At 63.9% G+C, this 16,172-nt stretch carries 14 protein-coding genes; 4 read left to right on the top strand and 10 right to left on the bottom strand.

What is annotated here, in order from left to right; translation table 11 throughout:
• The first annotated feature begins 10 nt into the window (after positions 1–10).
• Complete coding sequence (locus AB0N72_RS09350) at positions 11–715, top strand: phosphatase PAP2 family protein (protein WP_363932290.1); 705 nt, start codon at positions 11–13, stop codon at positions 713–715.
• Here AB0N72_RS09350 and AB0N72_RS09355 read toward each other — a convergent pair.
• The 7 genes from AB0N72_RS09355 to AB0N72_RS09385 form a co-directional block, all read right to left on the bottom strand.
• A complete protein-coding gene (locus AB0N72_RS09355; RefSeq protein ID WP_363932292.1) occupies positions 660–1,847 on the bottom strand; it encodes an MFS transporter in 1,188 nt (395 codons plus the stop codon). The genes AB0N72_RS09350 and AB0N72_RS09355 overlap by 56 nt on opposite strands.
• Positions 1,844–2,611 (bottom strand): DeoR/GlpR family DNA-binding transcription regulator, encoded by a 768-nt coding sequence (locus tag AB0N72_RS09360; protein ID WP_363932293.1) that lies wholly within the window; start codon positions 2,609–2,611, stop codon positions 1,844–1,846. Before AB0N72_RS09360 ends, AB0N72_RS09355 begins: the two co-directional genes overlap by 4 nt.
• A 356-nt stretch (positions 2,612–2,967) precedes the next feature.
• Complete coding sequence (locus AB0N72_RS09365) at positions 2,968–4,650, bottom strand: ATP-binding cassette domain-containing protein (RefSeq protein WP_363932295.1); 1,683 nt, start codon at positions 4,648–4,650, stop codon at positions 2,968–2,970.
• A 74-nt stretch (positions 4,651–4,724) separates the two neighbouring features.
• On the bottom strand, positions 4,725–5,975 hold the full coding sequence (locus AB0N72_RS09370) for an FAD-dependent oxidoreductase (RefSeq protein ID WP_363932297.1): 1,251 nt from the start codon (positions 5,973–5,975) through the stop codon (positions 4,725–4,727).
• A gap of 14 nt (positions 5,976–5,989) precedes the next feature.
• The gene (locus AB0N72_RS09375; protein ID WP_363932299.1) at positions 5,990–7,984 is read right to left on the bottom strand and encodes a penicillin-binding transpeptidase domain-containing protein; all 1,995 of its coding nucleotides are present in this window, start codon (positions 7,982–7,984) and stop codon (positions 5,990–5,992) included.
• Positions 7,985–8,071: 87 nt separating this feature from the next.
• A complete protein-coding gene (locus AB0N72_RS09380; RefSeq protein WP_363932301.1) occupies positions 8,072–8,728 on the bottom strand; it encodes a response regulator transcription factor in 657 nt (218 codons plus the stop codon).
• Positions 8,725–10,005 carry a sensor histidine kinase gene (locus tag AB0N72_RS09385; RefSeq protein WP_363932303.1) on the bottom strand — a complete coding sequence of 427 codons (1,281 nt, stop codon included), beginning with the start codon at positions 10,003–10,005 and terminating at the stop codon, positions 8,725–8,727. Before AB0N72_RS09385 ends, AB0N72_RS09380 begins: the two co-directional genes overlap by 4 nt.
• A 195-nt stretch (positions 10,006–10,200) precedes the next feature.
• Between AB0N72_RS09385 and AB0N72_RS09390 the strand changes: the two genes are divergently transcribed.
• Together AB0N72_RS09390 and AB0N72_RS09395 are read left to right on the top strand one after the other, a co-directional pair.
• Entirely contained in the window at positions 10,201–11,280 is a 1,080-nt protein-coding gene (locus AB0N72_RS09390; RefSeq protein ID WP_363932306.1) for an ABC transporter permease, read from the top strand.
• A 22-nt stretch (positions 11,281–11,302) separates the two neighbouring features.
• Positions 11,303–12,004 (top strand): ABC transporter ATP-binding protein, encoded by a 702-nt coding sequence (locus tag AB0N72_RS09395; RefSeq protein ID WP_363932308.1) that lies wholly within the window; start codon positions 11,303–11,305, stop codon positions 12,002–12,004.
• On the opposite strand, the gene AB0N72_RS09400 is transcribed toward AB0N72_RS09395, so the two are convergent.
• On the bottom strand, positions 12,001–12,396 hold the full coding sequence (locus AB0N72_RS09400; protein WP_363932310.1) for a helix-turn-helix domain-containing protein: 396 nt from the start codon (positions 12,394–12,396) through the stop codon (positions 12,001–12,003). The two genes, AB0N72_RS09395 and AB0N72_RS09400, sit on opposite strands and share 4 nt — an antisense overlap.
• An 83-nt stretch (positions 12,397–12,479) precedes the next feature.
• Between AB0N72_RS09400 and AB0N72_RS09405 the strand changes: the two genes are divergently transcribed.
• Positions 12,480–13,085 (top strand): NAD(P)H-binding protein, encoded by a 606-nt coding sequence (locus AB0N72_RS09405; protein WP_363932312.1) that lies wholly within the window; start codon positions 12,480–12,482, stop codon positions 13,083–13,085.
• Positions 13,086–13,099: 14 nt separating this feature from the next.
• Here the strand turns inward: AB0N72_RS09405 and AB0N72_RS09410 are convergent, their stop codons facing one another.
• Both AB0N72_RS09410 and AB0N72_RS09415 read right to left on the bottom strand, forming a co-directional pair.
• Positions 13,100–14,545 (bottom strand): NAD(P)/FAD-dependent oxidoreductase, encoded by a 1,446-nt coding sequence (locus AB0N72_RS09410; protein ID WP_363932314.1) that lies wholly within the window; start codon positions 14,543–14,545, stop codon positions 13,100–13,102.
• A complete protein-coding gene (locus AB0N72_RS09415; protein WP_363932316.1) occupies positions 14,538–16,055 on the bottom strand; it encodes a glycosyltransferase 87 family protein in 1,518 nt (505 codons plus the stop codon). Before AB0N72_RS09415 ends, AB0N72_RS09410 begins: the two co-directional genes overlap by 8 nt.
• Positions 16,056–16,172: the final 117 nt, after the last annotated feature.

Here is a 16,172-nt window from a genome sequence, read left to right on the forward strand (position 1 = left end):
CGATGAGTTGATGATTCGCGTCCTGACTCCGGGCAGGCAACCAGATTGGCAGCTGGTTGTCCCTGGACTGCTGCTTCTTGGGGCATTCGTTATTCCTGGGGCCATGATCGTGGTGGGACAAGGCGAGCCCGCCTTCAATGCCGTGGACACGCGCTGGCAGGCGTTCTCCTTTACCTTGCATACGCCCTTTTGGGACAGCGTAAACAGCATTCTCAATGTCGCGGGCTACGTGGGCATGCTGGTGTGCCACGGGATCCTGGCAGTCGGGCTGTTTGTCTGGAACCGACCGATGTCCGCAGCGTTCGTGACCACCTCAGGGATAGTCGCCTTGGCCCTCACTCAACTGGCCAAAGTCGTAGTGGGGCGCGAACGGCCGACCGGAGCCAAGGTCCTCACGGACACTGGTTCATACCCGTCCGGGCATGTATCCGCCACTACTGCTTTTTTGATGGTGCTGGCCTTCCTTGCCGGGCGTTGGTGGATGACGTCCATGGCCGCCCTGGGGGTCGTGGCCATGATGATCAGCCGCACCTACCTGTCCGCACACTGGCTCAGCGATGTGGTTGGCGGAGCTTGTCTTGCCGCGGGCGTGGTGGTCTTGGCGTGGTGGCGTTTCCGGGATATATGCATTCAAGAGAATGCGACGGCGAGGCGCGGACCTATTTGGTCGGCAGGGGCTTCGCCACGCCGGCGAGCAGGAGGGCAAGCAGAATAGGCGCTCCGATGGCCAGCAGTGCGAGATGGATCCCAGTCTGGTCCCCTAGGTAGCCCAGAAGCGGTGGGCCGGCAAGGAACGCGACATAACCGATGGTCGAAACCACCGACACGCGGGCGGCGGCATGCTTCGGATCATCGGCAGCGGCGGACATTCCCATTGGGAAAGCCAGTGCCGCCCCGATGCCCCACAGGGCCGCTCCAGCCCCGGCAAGAATCACGTTGCCGGCAAAAACGAACAACGCCAAACCCAGCGCGGCTGCAGCCATGCTGGCCCGAAGGACGGCCACCCGGCCGAAGGCGTCAATCGCCTTGCCACCCAGGAACCGCATGACTGTCATGGCCAGGACAAACAGCGCGAAGAGCAAGGCACCCGTGGATTCGGAGGAGCCCAGCCCATCCACTGCGGCCTTGGCGATCCAGTCATTGCCCGCACCTTCCGTGAGGGTCGCACCCAAAACCACGACGCCGATGAGCAGCGTCCTGCCGTCCCGCCATGCTGCGGGACCCTTCGCAGCCGGGGTGCCGCCGTCGGGGATTTCCGCCGCTTCATGCGGCAGGAAGTACCTGGGAACAGTCAACGCCAGGGTCACGGCAATGGCTGCGATCACCAGCAAATGCTCAGGCAGGCCAACTCCTAGCTGGGATAGCCCGGCGCCGATCAGGGCACCCAGGAAGGCACCGCCGCTGAAGGCTGCGTGGAACTGCGGCATGATGGTGCGCTCGAGCCGGTGCTCGACGTCCGCGCCTTCGATGTTTTGGGCGACGTCCCACAGCCCGATCCCAACGCCAAAGAAGAACAGCGCGATCGCCGTCGCAGGCACGGAAGCGGCCATCAAGGAGAAGGCAATCGCGGCACCTGCGGCTCCCGCCACGATACCGGCCAACCGAACCGTGTTCGCTGTGCCGATCCGGCCCACTACCCATCCAGCCGACGGCAACGCCAGCAAGGAGCCAACCGCGGTGCAGAGCAACAGCGTGCCCATCTGGCCGGATGTCAGGCTCAGCGCTTCCGTCACGGCCGGGATGCGTGCCGCCCAACTCGCAAAGACCAACCCGTTCATGCCAAAGATCAGGAACGTCGCCACTGCAGCGGCGTTCACGTTGGTGGTGCTTCTGGTGTTGGTGGTCATGCAATCACAACTTCCACGGAGAGATTCTTTAGTCGGGCAAGGTCTTCTGGGGATGGTTCCAGGTCCGTCACGATCACGTCCACGCTGTCGAGGGCTGCAACCAGGGCCCTCGCGCTGGCATTCCACTTGCTACCCGCAGCAGCAACGATCACCCGCGCCCCCGATTCGAGTCCGGCGCGCTTGACCGCGGCGTCGTCGAGATCGTGGGCGAGGACCCCGTCCTTCAGGTTGAGCGCGCAGGGCGTTACGACGGCGGTGTCGAACCTGAGCGAGCGAACGTTGGCTTCCGCCATTGGTCCCTTGAATGACTGCTCACCGGGGGTGAGCCGTCCGCCGGGGAGGATGAGCTCCGGGGCCCGGCCTTCTTTGTTTTCGGTGAGCACCTCGACGCTGTGGAGGGACATCGGCATCACGGTCAGTTCACGTTTGCTTAGTCGGCGTGCGATTTCCGTGGCGGTGGAGCCACTGTCCAGCCACACGTGTTCGCGATCCCGGATAAGTCCATCCACCGCGAGTGCGATGCGTTTCTTGGCCTCGCCGTCTTCCAACTCACGCTGTCCATAGCCCGGGTTCTCGCCACGGGCCAGCAAGCTGCGGGCGCCGCCGTGCACCCGTTTGAGTACGCCATTTGCTGCGAGGATCTCGAGGTCACGGCGGATGGTGGCCGCTGAAGCCCCGGTAGCTGAGACCAATTGGTCCACTGTTGCTTCTTCTTGCGCGCGCAGCAGCTCGCCGATGAGCCGGTGGCGGTCGGTAGTTCCCATGGTTCCACCGTAACGGATTGTGCGCGTTTAATCATGTTGCTTGATCATTTGCGCACAAACGCTCGCTCACATCCCATCCCCTTCCAGCCCGACGCTCGCTCACATCCCACGGGCTTCCAGCCCAACGCTCGCTCACATCCCATCCCCTTCCAGCCCAACGCTCTCGCATATCCCACCCATGCGGGGCTTCGTTGGCTGGAGCAGGCCTGACGATGGGCACGTGAGCGAGCGTCCACACGAAAACCACGGAACGTGAGCGAGCGTCCACAGCAAGACCACGGAACGTGAACGGGCGTCCACACGAAAACCACGGAAGGTGAGCGGGCGTCCGCGGGAAGGCGGAGAGTGAGACCGGTTTAGCGGGCGCGCTCCACGCGCTTCTCGTCCCACACGGGCTCTTCCGATTCGTACACCTTGCCGTCAGATCCGAAGATCAGGAAACGGTCGAAGGACTTGGCGAACCAGCGGTCGTGCGTGACGGCAAGGACGGTGCCTTCAAAGGCATCGATTGCTCTTTCCAGGGCCTCACCCGAGTGCAGGTCCAGGTTGTCGGTAGGCTCGTCCAACAGCAGGAGGGTGGCACCGGAGAGCTGGAGCAGCAGGATCTGGAAGCGTGCCTGCTGGCCACCGGAAAGGGACTCGTACTTCTGCTCTGACTGACCGGCCAGGCCGTAGGAATCCAGCGCTCCCGCGGCGGCTTCACGCGGAAGCCCCGAGCGGTGTTCGTCGCCGCGGTGCAGGATCTCCAACAACGTGCGGCCCAGCAGATCCGGGCGGACATGGGTCTGCGCGAAGAAACCGGGCCGGATGCGGGCACCCAGCTTTACCGTTCCTTCGTGCGGGACTTCCGCAATGACGACGTCGGACACCGGCAGGTGCTCGCGCTCCGGGTCCGTGCCGCCAGTAGCGAGAAGGCGCAGGAAGTGGCTCTTCCCTGAACCGTTGGAACCGAGCACGCCCACACGGTCCCCGAACCAGATCTCCGTAGAGAACGGCTTCATGAGTCCGGTCAGTTCCAGCTTCTCTGCCACCACGGCACGCTTGGCGGTGCGGCCGCCTTTGAGCCGCATCTTCACGTTTTGCTCGATCGGCAACGCTTCCGGCGGTCCAGCTTCGAGGAACTTGGCCAGGCGTGTTTGGGCCGCCTGGTACCTGTTGGCCATGTCCGAGCGGAAAGCGGCCTTGTTCTTGTACATGTTGACGAGTTCCTTGAGCTTGATGTGCTCCTCGTCCCAGCGCTTGCGAAGCTCCTCGAAGCGGGCGTTGCGGTCCGCCCGGGCCTCCACGTAGGAGCCGAAGCCGCCGCCGTGGATCCAGGCGCCGGCACCGTTAATGCCCGGTTCCAGCGTGACGATGCGGCCGGCAGCGTTATTGAGGAGCTCGCGGTCGTGGCTGATGAACAGCACGGTCTTCTTGGACTCGTTGAGCTTACCCTCGAGCCAGCGCTTACCGGGGACATCAAGGTAGTTGTCCGGCTCGTCCAGGAGCAGGAGTTCGTCCGGCCCTGCGAAAAGCGCTTCCAGCACCAGGCGCTTCTGCTCGCCACCGGAAAGCGTGGAGGCGCGGCGGAATTGGGCTTTGTCGAAGGAAATCCCCAGGGCGGCCATGCAGACTTCGTCCCACACGGTCTCGACGTCGTACCCGCCGGCATCTCCCCAATCGACAATGGCCTGGGCGTACTTCATCTGCGTGGGCTCGTCGTCGTGCTCCATCATGGCCAATTCGGCTTCCTCGACTGCCTTAGCGGCGGCGGCGAGCCCAGCCTGCGCGGTGGAAACCAGGAGGTCCCGGACGGTGGATTCGTCACGGACCTGGCCCACGAACTGCCTCATGATGCCCATATTCCCGGACCGGCCCACAGCACCTTCGTCCGGCGTGAGATCGCCGGCGATGATCTTGAAGAGCGTGGTCTTGCCTGTTCCGTTGGGCCCGATCAGCGCCGTTTTGGTGCCGTCCGGGACCTTGAAGGTCACGCCGTTGAGCAGCTGAGTGCCGTCGGAGAGGAAGTAGTCGATGCCGGAAACGTCAATATGGGCCACGTTTCAATCCTCCCACGCCGGGCTATTAACGCTCGACGGCGGCAATCGGCTCGAGCGCTGACGCGCCGCTAGGGCTAACGCCGGGCAAAGTCCGGTGCGTGCTCGGGGCGCGGCCCGAACGCGATCATGCGGGCTGGAATCTTGGGGAAACCCCGCAGGTGCCGTGCCATCAGTACAAGGACTTTGGGAGGGTTCGGCTTCTTGCCCATCATTACACGGGCAAAAATGGCTCGATGAAGCAGCTGCTGGAATGTCTGGACGATGACTGTTGGCAGCCACCGCCGCTTGTGGACGGCGGCGAGGTGGCCGTCGTCGAGCGTTCCAATGAGCAGCGGTGGCGCGATGATGCGCGCTGTCGCCACGGCATCCTGCACCGCAAGGTTGATGCCAACGCCTCCGGCGGGGGACATGGCATGCGCTGCGTCGCCAATCAAGAGCAGCCCCGGCCGATGCCACCGGGACAGCCGGTTCAGCTTCACATCCAGCAAATGGAGCTCATCAAGGGACCTGATGGTGTCCACCCGGTCTGCGAGGTCCGGCCGTAATCGCGCAACCCTTGCCCGGAAGGCCTCCACGCCTTCAGCCCTGAGTTGGGAGTCCAAGCCCTTCGCAGCCAGGTAGGCGATCTGGTGGTAGTCCTTGCGGGTCAGGCTCAACAAAACGTCTGATCGGCCAAAACGTGGCGCAATGGATGCCACGGGCTCGTCTTCGTCGGGTGTGCGCGGGAGCCTGAACCACCAGGTATCGAACGGTACCGGGTATTCGTGGGGTTCCAATCCGGCCCGCTGCCGCAGTACGGAGCCACGGCCATCACAGGCGACGGTCAGGGGCGCCCGCAGTTCGCCACCTCCCAGCGGGGAGCCGGTCTGCGGATCCCGGGTGCTGTACCGCACGCCGGTCACCCTGCCCGAGGGGTCCCGAAGAAGGTCCGTGACCTCGGTATTCATCCGCAAAGTGAACGTGGGTTCCTGCTCAGCTGCCGCCACCAGGAACTTCAGCAGGTCCCATTGCGGAACCATGGCCACATAGTTGTACGGCTCCCTGAGCAGTCCGAAGTCGGCCAGCAACACCGGGTCACCTCCGGCAACAGGCAACCGGAAATTCCCCAGCCTGCTTTGCGGCAGGGCCCTGAAACCCTCTCCCAGGCCCAACTCGTCCAGGAGCCGGATGGTGGACGCGTGGACCGTATCGCCGCGGAAATCCCGAAGGAAGTCGGCATGTTTCTCCAACACGGTCACCTGCACGCCGGCCCGGGCAAGCAGCAGCCCCAGCATTATCCCGGCCGGACCTCCGCCAGCCACTACGCACTGGGTACTGCCTTCCATGGTTCTCCTTCGGATCAGCCCGCCGCTGTCAGGAACGATTTCAGAAGAGGCCCGCTGGTGGTGGCACCCAAACCGCCGTCTTCCACAAAGACCGCCACGGCCAAGTCGCCGTGCGTTGCAACAATCCACGCGTGCGTCTTGGGCGGGTTGTCATTGCCGAACTCCGCCGTTCCGGTTTTGGCTCCGACCGGAGCGCCCGGAACCGAAGCGAGGAATCCGGCGTGGCCGGAAGTTACTACTGCCCGCATCATGTCCGCCAGTGAGGCAGCTTCTTCTTTGGTGATGGGCTTGGTTGATGCGGGGGAGGCAGGCAGCGCGCTGGCCGAGGAAGAGTCGGCCGACGGCGTGGCGGAGCCACTTTCCGTGGGCGTGGCACTTGATGTTGCGGCTCCGGAGGTTGTGGCCGGGGCAGCGTCGGCGTTGATGACCAGCTGAGGTGAGACAGGAGCACCGTTCGCAACGGAAGCTGCCATGACTGCGGCCGAGAGTGGCGAGAAGAGCACCTTGCCTTGGCCGATCATGGAAGCGGCATGCTCTGTACCCTCAGCGGCTCCGGGGACGGAACCCAGAAAAGCGTCTGCACCAAGTTTCGGCGCTTCAACTGCCACGCCCAGCGCCTGGGCAGCGGATTCCAACTGGTCCTGGCTGACGGTGTCGCGGGCATTGATGAAAGCTGTGTTGCAGGAGTGGGCAAACGCGTCCCGCAAGGCGACGGACCCCAGTGAACTTTCGGGATATCCCTCGGCGTTCTTGAAGGTACGTCCGTCAACGGTGACTGTGGGCGGGCACTCGACCTTGGAATCCGGAGTTGCACCGTTGCGGAACATCGCCAGGGAATCAACCATCTTGAAAGTGGAGCCCGGGGCATACTGGCCCAGCATTGCGGTGTTGTAGCCGTTGCTGCCAGGTCCGGAGGCCGCGGCAAGGACAGCACCCGTTGACGGCCTCAACGCCACAATGGCCGACGCCGGACCAACACCTGCCAACGTTTCCTCGGCGAGCTGCTGCAACTTGAGGTCGAGGGTGGTCTTCAAGGTGGTGCCGGGGGCGGGGAGGGACGAGAAGAACACCTTGGTTCCCGGAGTCTCCCCTTCGGCCTTGGCTTTGGCACTGGCTATGACCTCAACGCCGTCCTTGCCGCGCAGGAGCGCATCGTATTTCTGCTGCAAGCCGCCGGTACCCGTGGTGTCACCAGCGCGCAGGGCGCCGTTGGACTTTTCGATCTGCTCGGCACTGGCTTGCCCCACGCTTCCGAGCAGCGCCCGTGCAAAGGTCCTTGTGGGCGCCAGGGCCATCGAGTCCAGGATGCTTGAGCCGCCGGGAATGGCCTTGATCTTGGCCTCGGTGATTTCCGGCGTGTAAGCCCGGAGAACCAGGCCTTCCACGAATGCCTGTGGACCTGAGGCTGCCACTTGCTTGGCATATTCCTCCGCGTCCAGGCCGAGCAACGCAGCCATGGCCCGGGCCGAGGCATCTGCTTGTTCCGCAGGAATCTTGGTCTTGTCGATGCCCACCCGGAACACGGGCCGGTCCTCCACGATCGGGGCGTCCCCCGCGCCGAGGATTTGCCCGCGCTGGGCGGGAACTGTCTTCACCGACAATGTCTGGTCATCACCGAGATCAGGCGCGAGCAAGGCCGGACTCCATTGCACAGCCCACTTGTCGCCGGATTTCTTCAGCGTTGCCTCGGAACTGTATTCCCACTTGGCTGAACCGATGTTCCAGCTGTACTTAAGGGGGAAAGTGGCGGTGTCGCCGTCGAGCTTCACTTGTCCCGATTCAACCGCAGGCTTGGCATCCAGGCCGCCAAACACGGCTTTAAGTTGCTCGTTGGCAGCGCCGGCGTCCTTGCCCTCAACAGCGAGCTGTCCGACGTCGAGCGCCGCCAGGGAGGATGCCAGCTGCTTGGCTGCTCCCTCAGCGCCTGAGCGGCCATCGTCGCAAGCCGTCAGAGAGCCTGCCAGCACGATAGTGGCCAGACCAAGAATCAAAGTACGTGTTTTCCCCATTTGCCACATTATGCCCGGTTCCCCCGACAGTTTCTTGTCGTGCCCCGAAAGCGGACAGTCCAACCGGGGGACAGCCCAGCGGCAGGATCAGCGCCTGCGGATGATCCGGCGCTTGGTGGCTTCGGCGATGGCCGCGGTGCGGTTGTCCACCCCGAGCTTTGAGTAGATGTGCACAAGGTGCGTTTTCACGGTGGCCTCGGAAATGAAGAGTTGCTTGGCCATGGCCCTGTTGCTCATCCCGGTCGCGAGCAATTCCAGCAGCTGGACCTCCCTGCCGCTGAGCACCGGTGAAGGGTTCCTGATCCTGCCCATCAGCCGGGCGGCGACTTCCGGCGCCAGCGCAGTCTGGCCCGCAGCCGCCGACAACACGGCCTGGCGGATCTGCTCCGGCGGCGCATCCTTGAGCATGTAACCACTGGCGCCGGCCTCCACAGCGGCGAGGATATCGGCGTCGGTGTCGTAGGTGGTCAAAATCAGAACGGGTGGCGCGGGAGTTCCGGCCTCTCCGGCTTTGATCTTTTCCGTGGCAGTAACGCCATCCATGCCGCTGCCCATCTGCAGGTCCATCAGCACCAGGTCAACGGGCTGGCCGAGCGTATGAAGCTTGGCGAGCTCCACCAACGCCGCATCCCCGTCGGACGCCTCAGCCACCACCCTCACCCCGGGAAAGTCGGCCAACATCGCCCGCAACCCGGCCCGGACCACCGGATGGTCGTCCACCAGCAGGACGCGGATGTCACTCACAGCGCACCTTCCCCGGCAGGCAACGGCACCCGAATTGCCACGACCGTTCCCTCACCGGGAGCCGATTCGACCTCCAGGCTGCCGTCCAGCGCGGCCAGCCTCTCGCGCAAACTCAGAAGCCCGACGCCGGAGCCGTCGGCACGGGCTGGACCGGCCGCCGTCGACGGTTCGAAACCGACGCCGTCGTCGAAAATATCCAGGGTGACTTCAGAACCCGGGAAGGACAGGGTCACGACGGCGGTACGCGCCTTTGCATGCGCCCACACGTTCGCGAGGGAGGCCTGGGCGGCCCGGAGCAGGGTGGTCTGGTAGGTGTTCGGCAGTTCGCCGGGGGTGCCCACGAGTTCAAATCGGCAGCGCAGCGCCGTCCCACGTGCCGCGGCCTCGGTTTCGGTCTTTTCGCAGAGCCGGCGCAGGGTGTCCACCAGTCCGGAATGCTGAAGGTCGGGCGACCGCAGTCCTTGCACGAAACTGCGGGCTTCCGCCAGGTTGGCCGAGGCCGTTTCCTGGACAATCCTTAACCGCTCCCTCGCTGATTTTGTGTCACCGGTGTCGAGGGCTTTCTCGGCTGACCTGCCCATGAGGACGATGCTGGAGAAGCCTTGCGCCAGGGTGTCGTGGATTTCGCGGGCAAGTCGTTCACGCTCGGCCAATATGCCGGCGTCGTGTTGGGCTTGTGCCAGCTCGTCGCGGGTACGGCGCAGTTCGTCGGCAACCCGACGTTGGTTCTCCGCCTCAAGGAACAAAGCGCGGTACGCGAGCCCGGTTACTACGGCGAAAACCGCCCCGAACACAGGTCCCAGCACCATGGCAGTCTGCAGGCCGCCGTCGGCAGCGCCCCGGTTGTGGAACCACAAAGCACCCACGAGCAAAGCGGTACTAAGCGCAATGGCAGGCAACGCCAGACGCCGCGGGAGCAGGTGCAACTGCAGGAAGAAAAGTGGGAACGCAACCCAGGCGAAGTCCCCACTGACCAGGAGAAGGAGCAGCCAGAGCACCATGACAGCGCCCAACCACCAGAGGGCATACGGGGTTGGGTTGAACCTGGTGGGGTCGCTCGCGTGCCGCTTCTCCAGGACTGTTCCAGTCAGGTACACCAGAGCCAGCAGTGCCGAAAGCCCCAGCCCGGCGGTCACTGCGACTGGAGAGGGCGCTGCGGCACTGCCAATCCCTCCCAGCAGCCGCACGATCGCCACCAGCAGCAGCACCGCGAAGCCCACGTGCAGGCAGACGCGCAGGACACGGAGGATCGTGGTGGCGCCGGTGGGGGACTGCATGCGTTCCAGCGTATCTTCGGAGCCCATCCGACTGGCCCGATTTTCCGCCGGAAACGCTTGAATCAACCATTCGGATGATTCCGTGTTCAACCTTGCGGCGCCGGCTAATCCATCCGCCTCACGATGTCCGCGGGGCCTGTCGCCGGAAGAGTTGAAGGCAACGGGATCAAGCCCGCTCCGAACAGAAGGAATCCGATGTTTCTCGCCATTCGCGACATCCGTTTCGCCAAAGGCCGATTTGCCCTCATGGGCAGCGTTGTAGCGCTCATTACGCTGCTGCTGGTCATGCTCTCCGGACTGACGGCGGGCCTTGCCAACCAGTCCACGTCAGCCATTGCAGCCCTGCCTGCGCAGCAGATCGTCTTCGGCGCCCCTGCCGGTGGCGAACCTAAGGCCTCCTATACGGAATCGGAGGTCGACACGGCCCAACTCCAGGCGTGGCGCGGACAGGAGGGCGTCAGGTCCGCACAGGCCTTGGGGATCAGCCAATCCCGGTTGCAGTCCCTGGCCCCCGGTGGCGCACCCAGCGGCACCGCCAACGTCGCGGTTTTCGGCGGATCGGACGCACCATCACCTGTGGAGGACGGGACCGTCGTGGTGGGTGGCACCGTGGCTGAAGAGCTCAGCCTGGCCAAAGGCAGCCGGGTCAGTGTGGGAGGCAGGGAACTAACCGTCACGGACATTGTGGAGGACCAGTGGTACTCCCACACCGGCGTCGTGTGGACAACGCTCGATACTTGGCGGTCCATTGCCCGTGCGGCGCCGGGCAAGGCCACCGTTCTCGCAGTCAATTACGACGGCGGCGCTTCCGTTGACGTCGACGCCGCCAACGCCGCGGCAGGCACAGTAAGCACTGATCCCGGCGGATCCTTCCAGGCGCTGGCCTCGTACAAGAGCGAGAACGGATCGCTGCTCCTCATGCAGGCCTTCCTTTATGGCATTTCCGCCTTGGTGATCGTCGCTTTCCTGACGGTGTGGACTGTGCAGCGCACCCGTGACATCGCCGTGCTCAAAGCCCTGGGTGCCTCTTCCGGCTATGTCCTTCGGGATGCCTTGGCCCAGGCGACATTGGTATTGCTCGCAGGCACCGCAGTAGGCGGTTCCCTGGGGCTTGCCGGGGGATTCCTGGCCGCTCAAGCCGCACCGTTCCTGGTTACTCCGTTCACCACATTGCTACCGGTCCTGGGGATCATCCTCCTCGGCCTGGGTGGGGCCGTCCTGGCAGTCCGCAAAGTTACCACCGTGGATCCGCTGCTTGCCCTCGGTGGCAACTAAACATTCCTCGAAAGGCATACTCATGAATACCGCACTGAATCTCGTCAACGTTTCACTCGAATACCCCGACGGCGGGTCAACACTCAAGGCGCTGGACTCCGTGGATCTGTCAGTCCAAAGAGGTGGGTTCCTCTCCCTCGTAGGTCCATCCGGCTCCGGCAAGTCCTCGCTCCTGGCGGTCGCCGCAACCCTGATCCCACCCACAGGCGGTCTGGTCGTGATCGACGGGCAGGATGTCTCCGCGCTCAAGGAGGCCGATCGGACTGCCCTGCGCCGGGACAAAGTGGGCATCATCTTCCAGCAACCCAACCTGCTGCCGGCACTTACCGCCGTCGAGCAGTTGCTGATCAGTGAGCACCTGCGCGGCCACCGTGTAAAGGAATCCCACCGCGTGGCCGAGCAGTTGCTTGATGTGGTGGGCCTGTCCGCGGCCATGCACAAGAGGCCGCACCAATTGTCCGGCGGCCAACGTCAACGCGTGAACATTGCCCGGGCCCTGATGGGCAGCCCCACCGTCTTGCTGGTCGATGAGCCCACGGCCGCCCTTGACCACGAACGGAGCGAATCCATTGTCCGGCTCCTCCGCCAGGTCACCGATGAATTCCAGACGGCGACGGTCATGGTCACGCACGATACGGAGTTCCTGCCGCTGACCGACGCAGTCGCCACCATGCGCGACGGACGAATCAGCCGCGCGGCAGTGCCGTCCGCCCAGCCCAGCTAGGGGGTGCCGAGGAGGGCCTGGTCCTGCGCGTCGTCGTACGCGTCGCGCGCTTCCATTATGGTGGGCACGTGGCTCTCGGCCCACTGACGCAGCAGGGACAAGGGCTGCAGCAGGGACTCTCCCATGGGCGTGAGCTGGTAATCGACGCGCGGTGGCACCTGGGCGTAGACGGTCCGGGTGATAAGGCCGTCGCGCTCCAAGGTACGCAGTGTTTGCGTCAGCACCTTGGGTGTCACGACATTCACCATCTTGCGCAGCTCCGAGAAACGCACCGGCCCGTCGCCGAGTACCTGGATCACCAGCGACGCCCACTTGTCGCCGATGCGCTGGAAGATCACGCGCGAGGGACAGTTGGGGTCGAGGATGTTCGCGGGGAGGTCTTTAGTATCCATGAGGTAACTGAGTTCCTTTGAAGCTATCAGTATCCGGTGGATACCGTTGTCTTATTGCAAGGATACCAACCCCAAGGAGAGCAATGAAAATCGCAGTCTACGGCGCAACAGGCATGGTCGGCAGCCAGATCGTCAACGAATCCATCACCCGTGGCCACCAGGTCACCGCCATCTCCCGCAAGGGCGCAGAGGTCCCCGGGGCCGAAGCCAAGGCTGCGGACCAGGCCGACGGCCAGACGTTCGCGGCTGTAGCAAAGGATCACGACGTCGTGGTGCTGGCGACGGGTCCCAGCCGCACCGGCGGCGACCATGCAGAATGGCTCGACGCGATGGCCACTGCCTTCAGCAACGCCGAAGGTACCCGCCTGATGATCGTGGGCGGCGCCGGCACACTGGAAATCGATGGCGTACGCCTGCTGGACTCCCCGGACTTCCCGGAGGCCTACAAGGCAGAGGCCACCACTGCAGCCAAGGCGCTGGAGACCGTGAAGCAGAGTCCCGAATCCCTGGACTGGACCGTCCTGGCACCAGCACCTGTCATCCAGCCCGGTGAGCGCACGGGCGAATACACAGTGGCCAAGGATTCACCTGCCGGCAACAGCATCTCCACCCAGGACTACGCAGTGGCAATGCTCGATGAGATCGAGAGCCCGGCCCACCGCCGCGCCCGCTTCACGGCAGCCAACTGACGAAAGACAAGCAACTAGAGCCCCAGGGCGAGCCCGGGTACATGCGCATTGAATATGTCTTTGAGGGCATGTTTGGCTGCGTGGTACCCGGGCATTCCTGTAACCCCGGGGCCGGGCGGCGTTGACGATGAACACAGATATACGCCCCGCATCGGAGTCCTCCAGGGGACAGGGGAGACCACGGGCCGCTGCACCAGCCCCCGAAGGTCCAACAACCCCGCACTGAAGTCTCCACCAACGTAATTTTCGTTGTACGCGGAGAGTTCGGCCGCCGTCGTGGTTTTCGAAGCCACCACGACGTCACGGAAGCCCGGAGCATAACGCTCAATGCGGGCCGTCACGGCCTCGGCCATGTCCACCGTGGAATTCCTGGGCACATGGCAATACGTCCAGAGGATATGACGGCCCTCCGGAGCCCGGCTGGAGTCCAACAGTGAAGGCTGCGAGACCAGTACGTAAGGCTCTGTGGGATGCTTGCCCATGTCCACGAGGTTTTCGGACTCGGCCATGGACTTTCGCGAACCACCCACGTGCACGGTGCCTGCCTTGGCCAAACCAGGGGCGCCCCACGGAACCGGGCCTGACAAAATGAAATCGACCTTGCACGCCCCATTCCCAAAACGGAATGTTTCCAGGGCGCGCCGGTAACGGTCCGGGACTTCAGAGCCGCCCAGGCGCGCCAACGTTGGTGGGGCGACGTCCAAAAGTATGGCCTTCGCAGGCCGGACCTGATCCAGGGAATCCACCCTTTCGCCCACGCGAATGGTGCCGCCGTGGGATGTCAGGTCCTCTGCCATGGCCCTGGCGATGGACATTGAACCACCAACAGGCACTGCCCAGCCGCCGGCGTGGGCCAGGACGCTGAGCAGCAGTCCGGCTCCAGTGGAACTCAGGGATGGTTGGGAGCCGAGGGCATGGGACATGACACCGGTCAGGAGCGCCGGAGCTGCTTCCTCGCGGAACCGGCGGCCCCACAACGGTGTCCCCTGATCGAGGGTGGCCAATCCAAACATCACAGCCGCCAACGGGTCCTTGGGGAGGCGCAGGAGTTGATTGCCGGTGAAATCCACAACCCCATCCACCCGTGCCAGCAGGGGAGCCAGGAGCCGGCCGTACGCAGGTCCATCCACGCCCAGCTCCGCTACGGTGCGCTCCAGTGATTGGTAGGCCAGCGCCGCACCGCCGATGTCCAAAGGAGTCCCGTGCTGGACCTCCGGTATACGGAGTTCTATGCGGCGCGAGAGCTCGAACGCCCGGAAGAACGGCGATGCCAAAGCCATCGGGTGAACCGCGGAGCATACGTCGTAGAGGTGCCCGGGCTCAATCAGCTCAGTGGTCCTCGAACCCCCTCCGATATCTGCTGCGGCCTCGTACACCGTCACGTCCAGGCCGGCACGCGCCATGACGACGGCGGCGGCCAGGCCGTTCGGACCAGCCCCGACGACGGCGACATCAACCATTGCTGTTAACCTCCGATTGCTGGGGTGCTGTGGTTCCCTCTGCGACGGCGGCGCGCTCGGGGCGCCAGGGGAGCACCGACCGCGACGGACGGAAGACATCAATGCGGAGCCAGTCCCGCGCGCCATCGAACGGGCCACCGTGGGGATCGTCTTCCCGGTGCATCCTCAAAGGGTCTCCGGCAGGATCCCAGATGTCCAGGACAACCCGTGCCATCAGGTACGCAGTCACCACCATGTGAAGGCCCACGGCCAGGACGTAGTAGGACATATCCAGGTTGTGCTGGACAGATCCGCCACTTGTGGCCTGCCCCAGATACATCCAGATCGCGGCCCAATGCAGCCCCTCCGCGGCTTGCCAGATGAGGAAGTCGCGCCAGCGTGGCCTTGCCAGGGCCAGGAGCGGAATCAGCCAGATGACGAACTGCGGGGAGTAGACCTTGTTGGTGAGGATGAAGGCAGCCACAATCAGGAAGGCCAGCTGGGCGATGCGCGGGCGATGCGGGGCACACAATGCAAGGACGCCGATCAGCGCACATGCAGCAATGAAGAGGTACAGCGCCAGCGTGTTGATGGTCACCGCGTTCATCTGCATCCATTGGAGGCGATCTGCCACCAGGTTGTATGCGAACCAGGGCGAGCTGTAGCCGGCGGGGCGTGACTGCGTGAACTCGAAGAAGTAGCGCCATCCGGAGGGGTTCATCGCAGCAAGGGGCAGGTTTACTGCCAGCCAGGAAGCCAAAGCTGCTCCCGCCGTCACCAGGAAAGCCCGCAGCTTGCCGCTCCGGAGGGCGAGCACCAGGATCGCTCCAAGGATCAGGATGGGATAGAGCTTGGTAGCGGTGCCAAGGCCGATGCACACGCCGGCAAGGATCAACTTGTCGCGCGAGAAGAAGTACATGCCCAGGGCCAGCAAGCCCACAGCCCACATGTCCCAGTTGATGAAGCCTGCCAGGATGATCCCGGGTGCTACGGCAACCATGGCTGCATCCCACGGACGCCGCTTGTTGATCCGGGCCGTCAACAAAACCGTGACAATCCAGACGGCCACTATCAGCGTGGCGTTGACGTCGAAGTAGCCCAAAATCCGTTCAGCGCCCACACCTCGGCCGGGAACCAACAGTGCCGTGATGCCGGCGATGATCCCCATGAGGACCGGATACTCGAACAGGCTGCCTTGGGTAAAGAACGGGAACACACCATCGCCGAGGCCCCGGTTCTTGAAGAGCTCGGGGAAGTCCGAATAGCAGGTGGCGTAGAACTGGCCCGGAGTGTCCCAACCGTTGACCCGGCAGTAGTCCTTCACCAGCACTGCCAGAAGAGCCGCAATGACGGTGAGGATGATGAGAACCCGCTCAACCGTGAACGGGTGTGACGGGACCTCTCCGGGAGAGGAATGCTTGCCTAAGGGACCACCCACAAGCTCCGTGAAGTTTCGGAGCAGGGAGTCAGTGCGGCTCGGAACAACAAAGCGGGCACGTTTTCGTTGCCGGTGCGGCTTCGTCTCCTGCATGAATCGAGCTTACAGTCATGCCAGAACGCCACCCAGTTAACGCGAACCCGACCCCGTTAAAAGGGGGGAGCCCACGCGTAGCCGCGTGGGCTCCTTGAGGTTCAGCATGAATGTGTG

It is taken from the genome of Paenarthrobacter sp. NPDC089307 (assembly GCF_040685055.1).
Taxonomy (GTDB): domain Bacteria; phylum Actinomycetota; class Actinomycetes; order Actinomycetales; family Micrococcaceae; genus Arthrobacter.

Bases quoted from the DNA above. Each gene is read 5' to 3' on its own strand.
- AB0N72_RS09350 (WP_363932290.1), top strand. From the start codon at position 11: ATGATTCGCGTCCTGACTCCGGGCAGGCAACCAGATTGGCAGCTGGTT.
- AB0N72_RS09355 (WP_363932292.1), bottom strand. From the start codon at position 1,847: ATGACCACCAACACCAGAAGCACCACCAACGTGAACGCCGCTGCAGTG.
- AB0N72_RS09360 (WP_363932293.1), bottom strand. From the start codon at position 2,611: ATGGGAACTACCGACCGCCACCGGCTCATCGGCGAGCTGCTGCGCGCG.
- AB0N72_RS09370 (WP_363932297.1), bottom strand. From the start codon at position 5,975: ATGGAAGGCAGTACCCAGTGCGTAGTGGCTGGCGGAGGTCCGGCCGGG.
- AB0N72_RS09375 (WP_363932299.1), bottom strand. From the start codon at position 7,984: ATGGGGAAAACACGTACTTTGATTCTTGGTCTGGCCACTATCGTGCTG.
- AB0N72_RS09385 (WP_363932303.1), bottom strand. From the start codon at position 10,005: ATGCAGTCCCCCACCGGCGCCACCACGATCCTCCGTGTCCTGCGCGTC.
- AB0N72_RS09390 (WP_363932306.1), top strand. From the start codon at position 10,201: ATGTTTCTCGCCATTCGCGACATCCGTTTCGCCAAAGGCCGATTTGCC.
- AB0N72_RS09395 (WP_363932308.1), top strand. From the start codon at position 11,303: ATGAATACCGCACTGAATCTCGTCAACGTTTCACTCGAATACCCCGAC.
- AB0N72_RS09400 (WP_363932310.1), bottom strand. From the start codon at position 12,396: ATGGATACTAAAGACCTCCCCGCGAACATCCTCGACCCCAACTGTCCC.
- AB0N72_RS09405 (WP_363932312.1), top strand. From the start codon at position 12,480: ATGAAAATCGCAGTCTACGGCGCAACAGGCATGGTCGGCAGCCAGATC.
- AB0N72_RS09410 (WP_363932314.1), bottom strand. From the start codon at position 14,545: ATGGTTGATGTCGCCGTCGTCGGGGCTGGTCCGAACGGCCTGGCCGCC.
- AB0N72_RS09415 (WP_363932316.1), bottom strand. From the start codon at position 16,055: ATGCAGGAGACGAAGCCGCACCGGCAACGAAAACGTGCCCGCTTTGTT.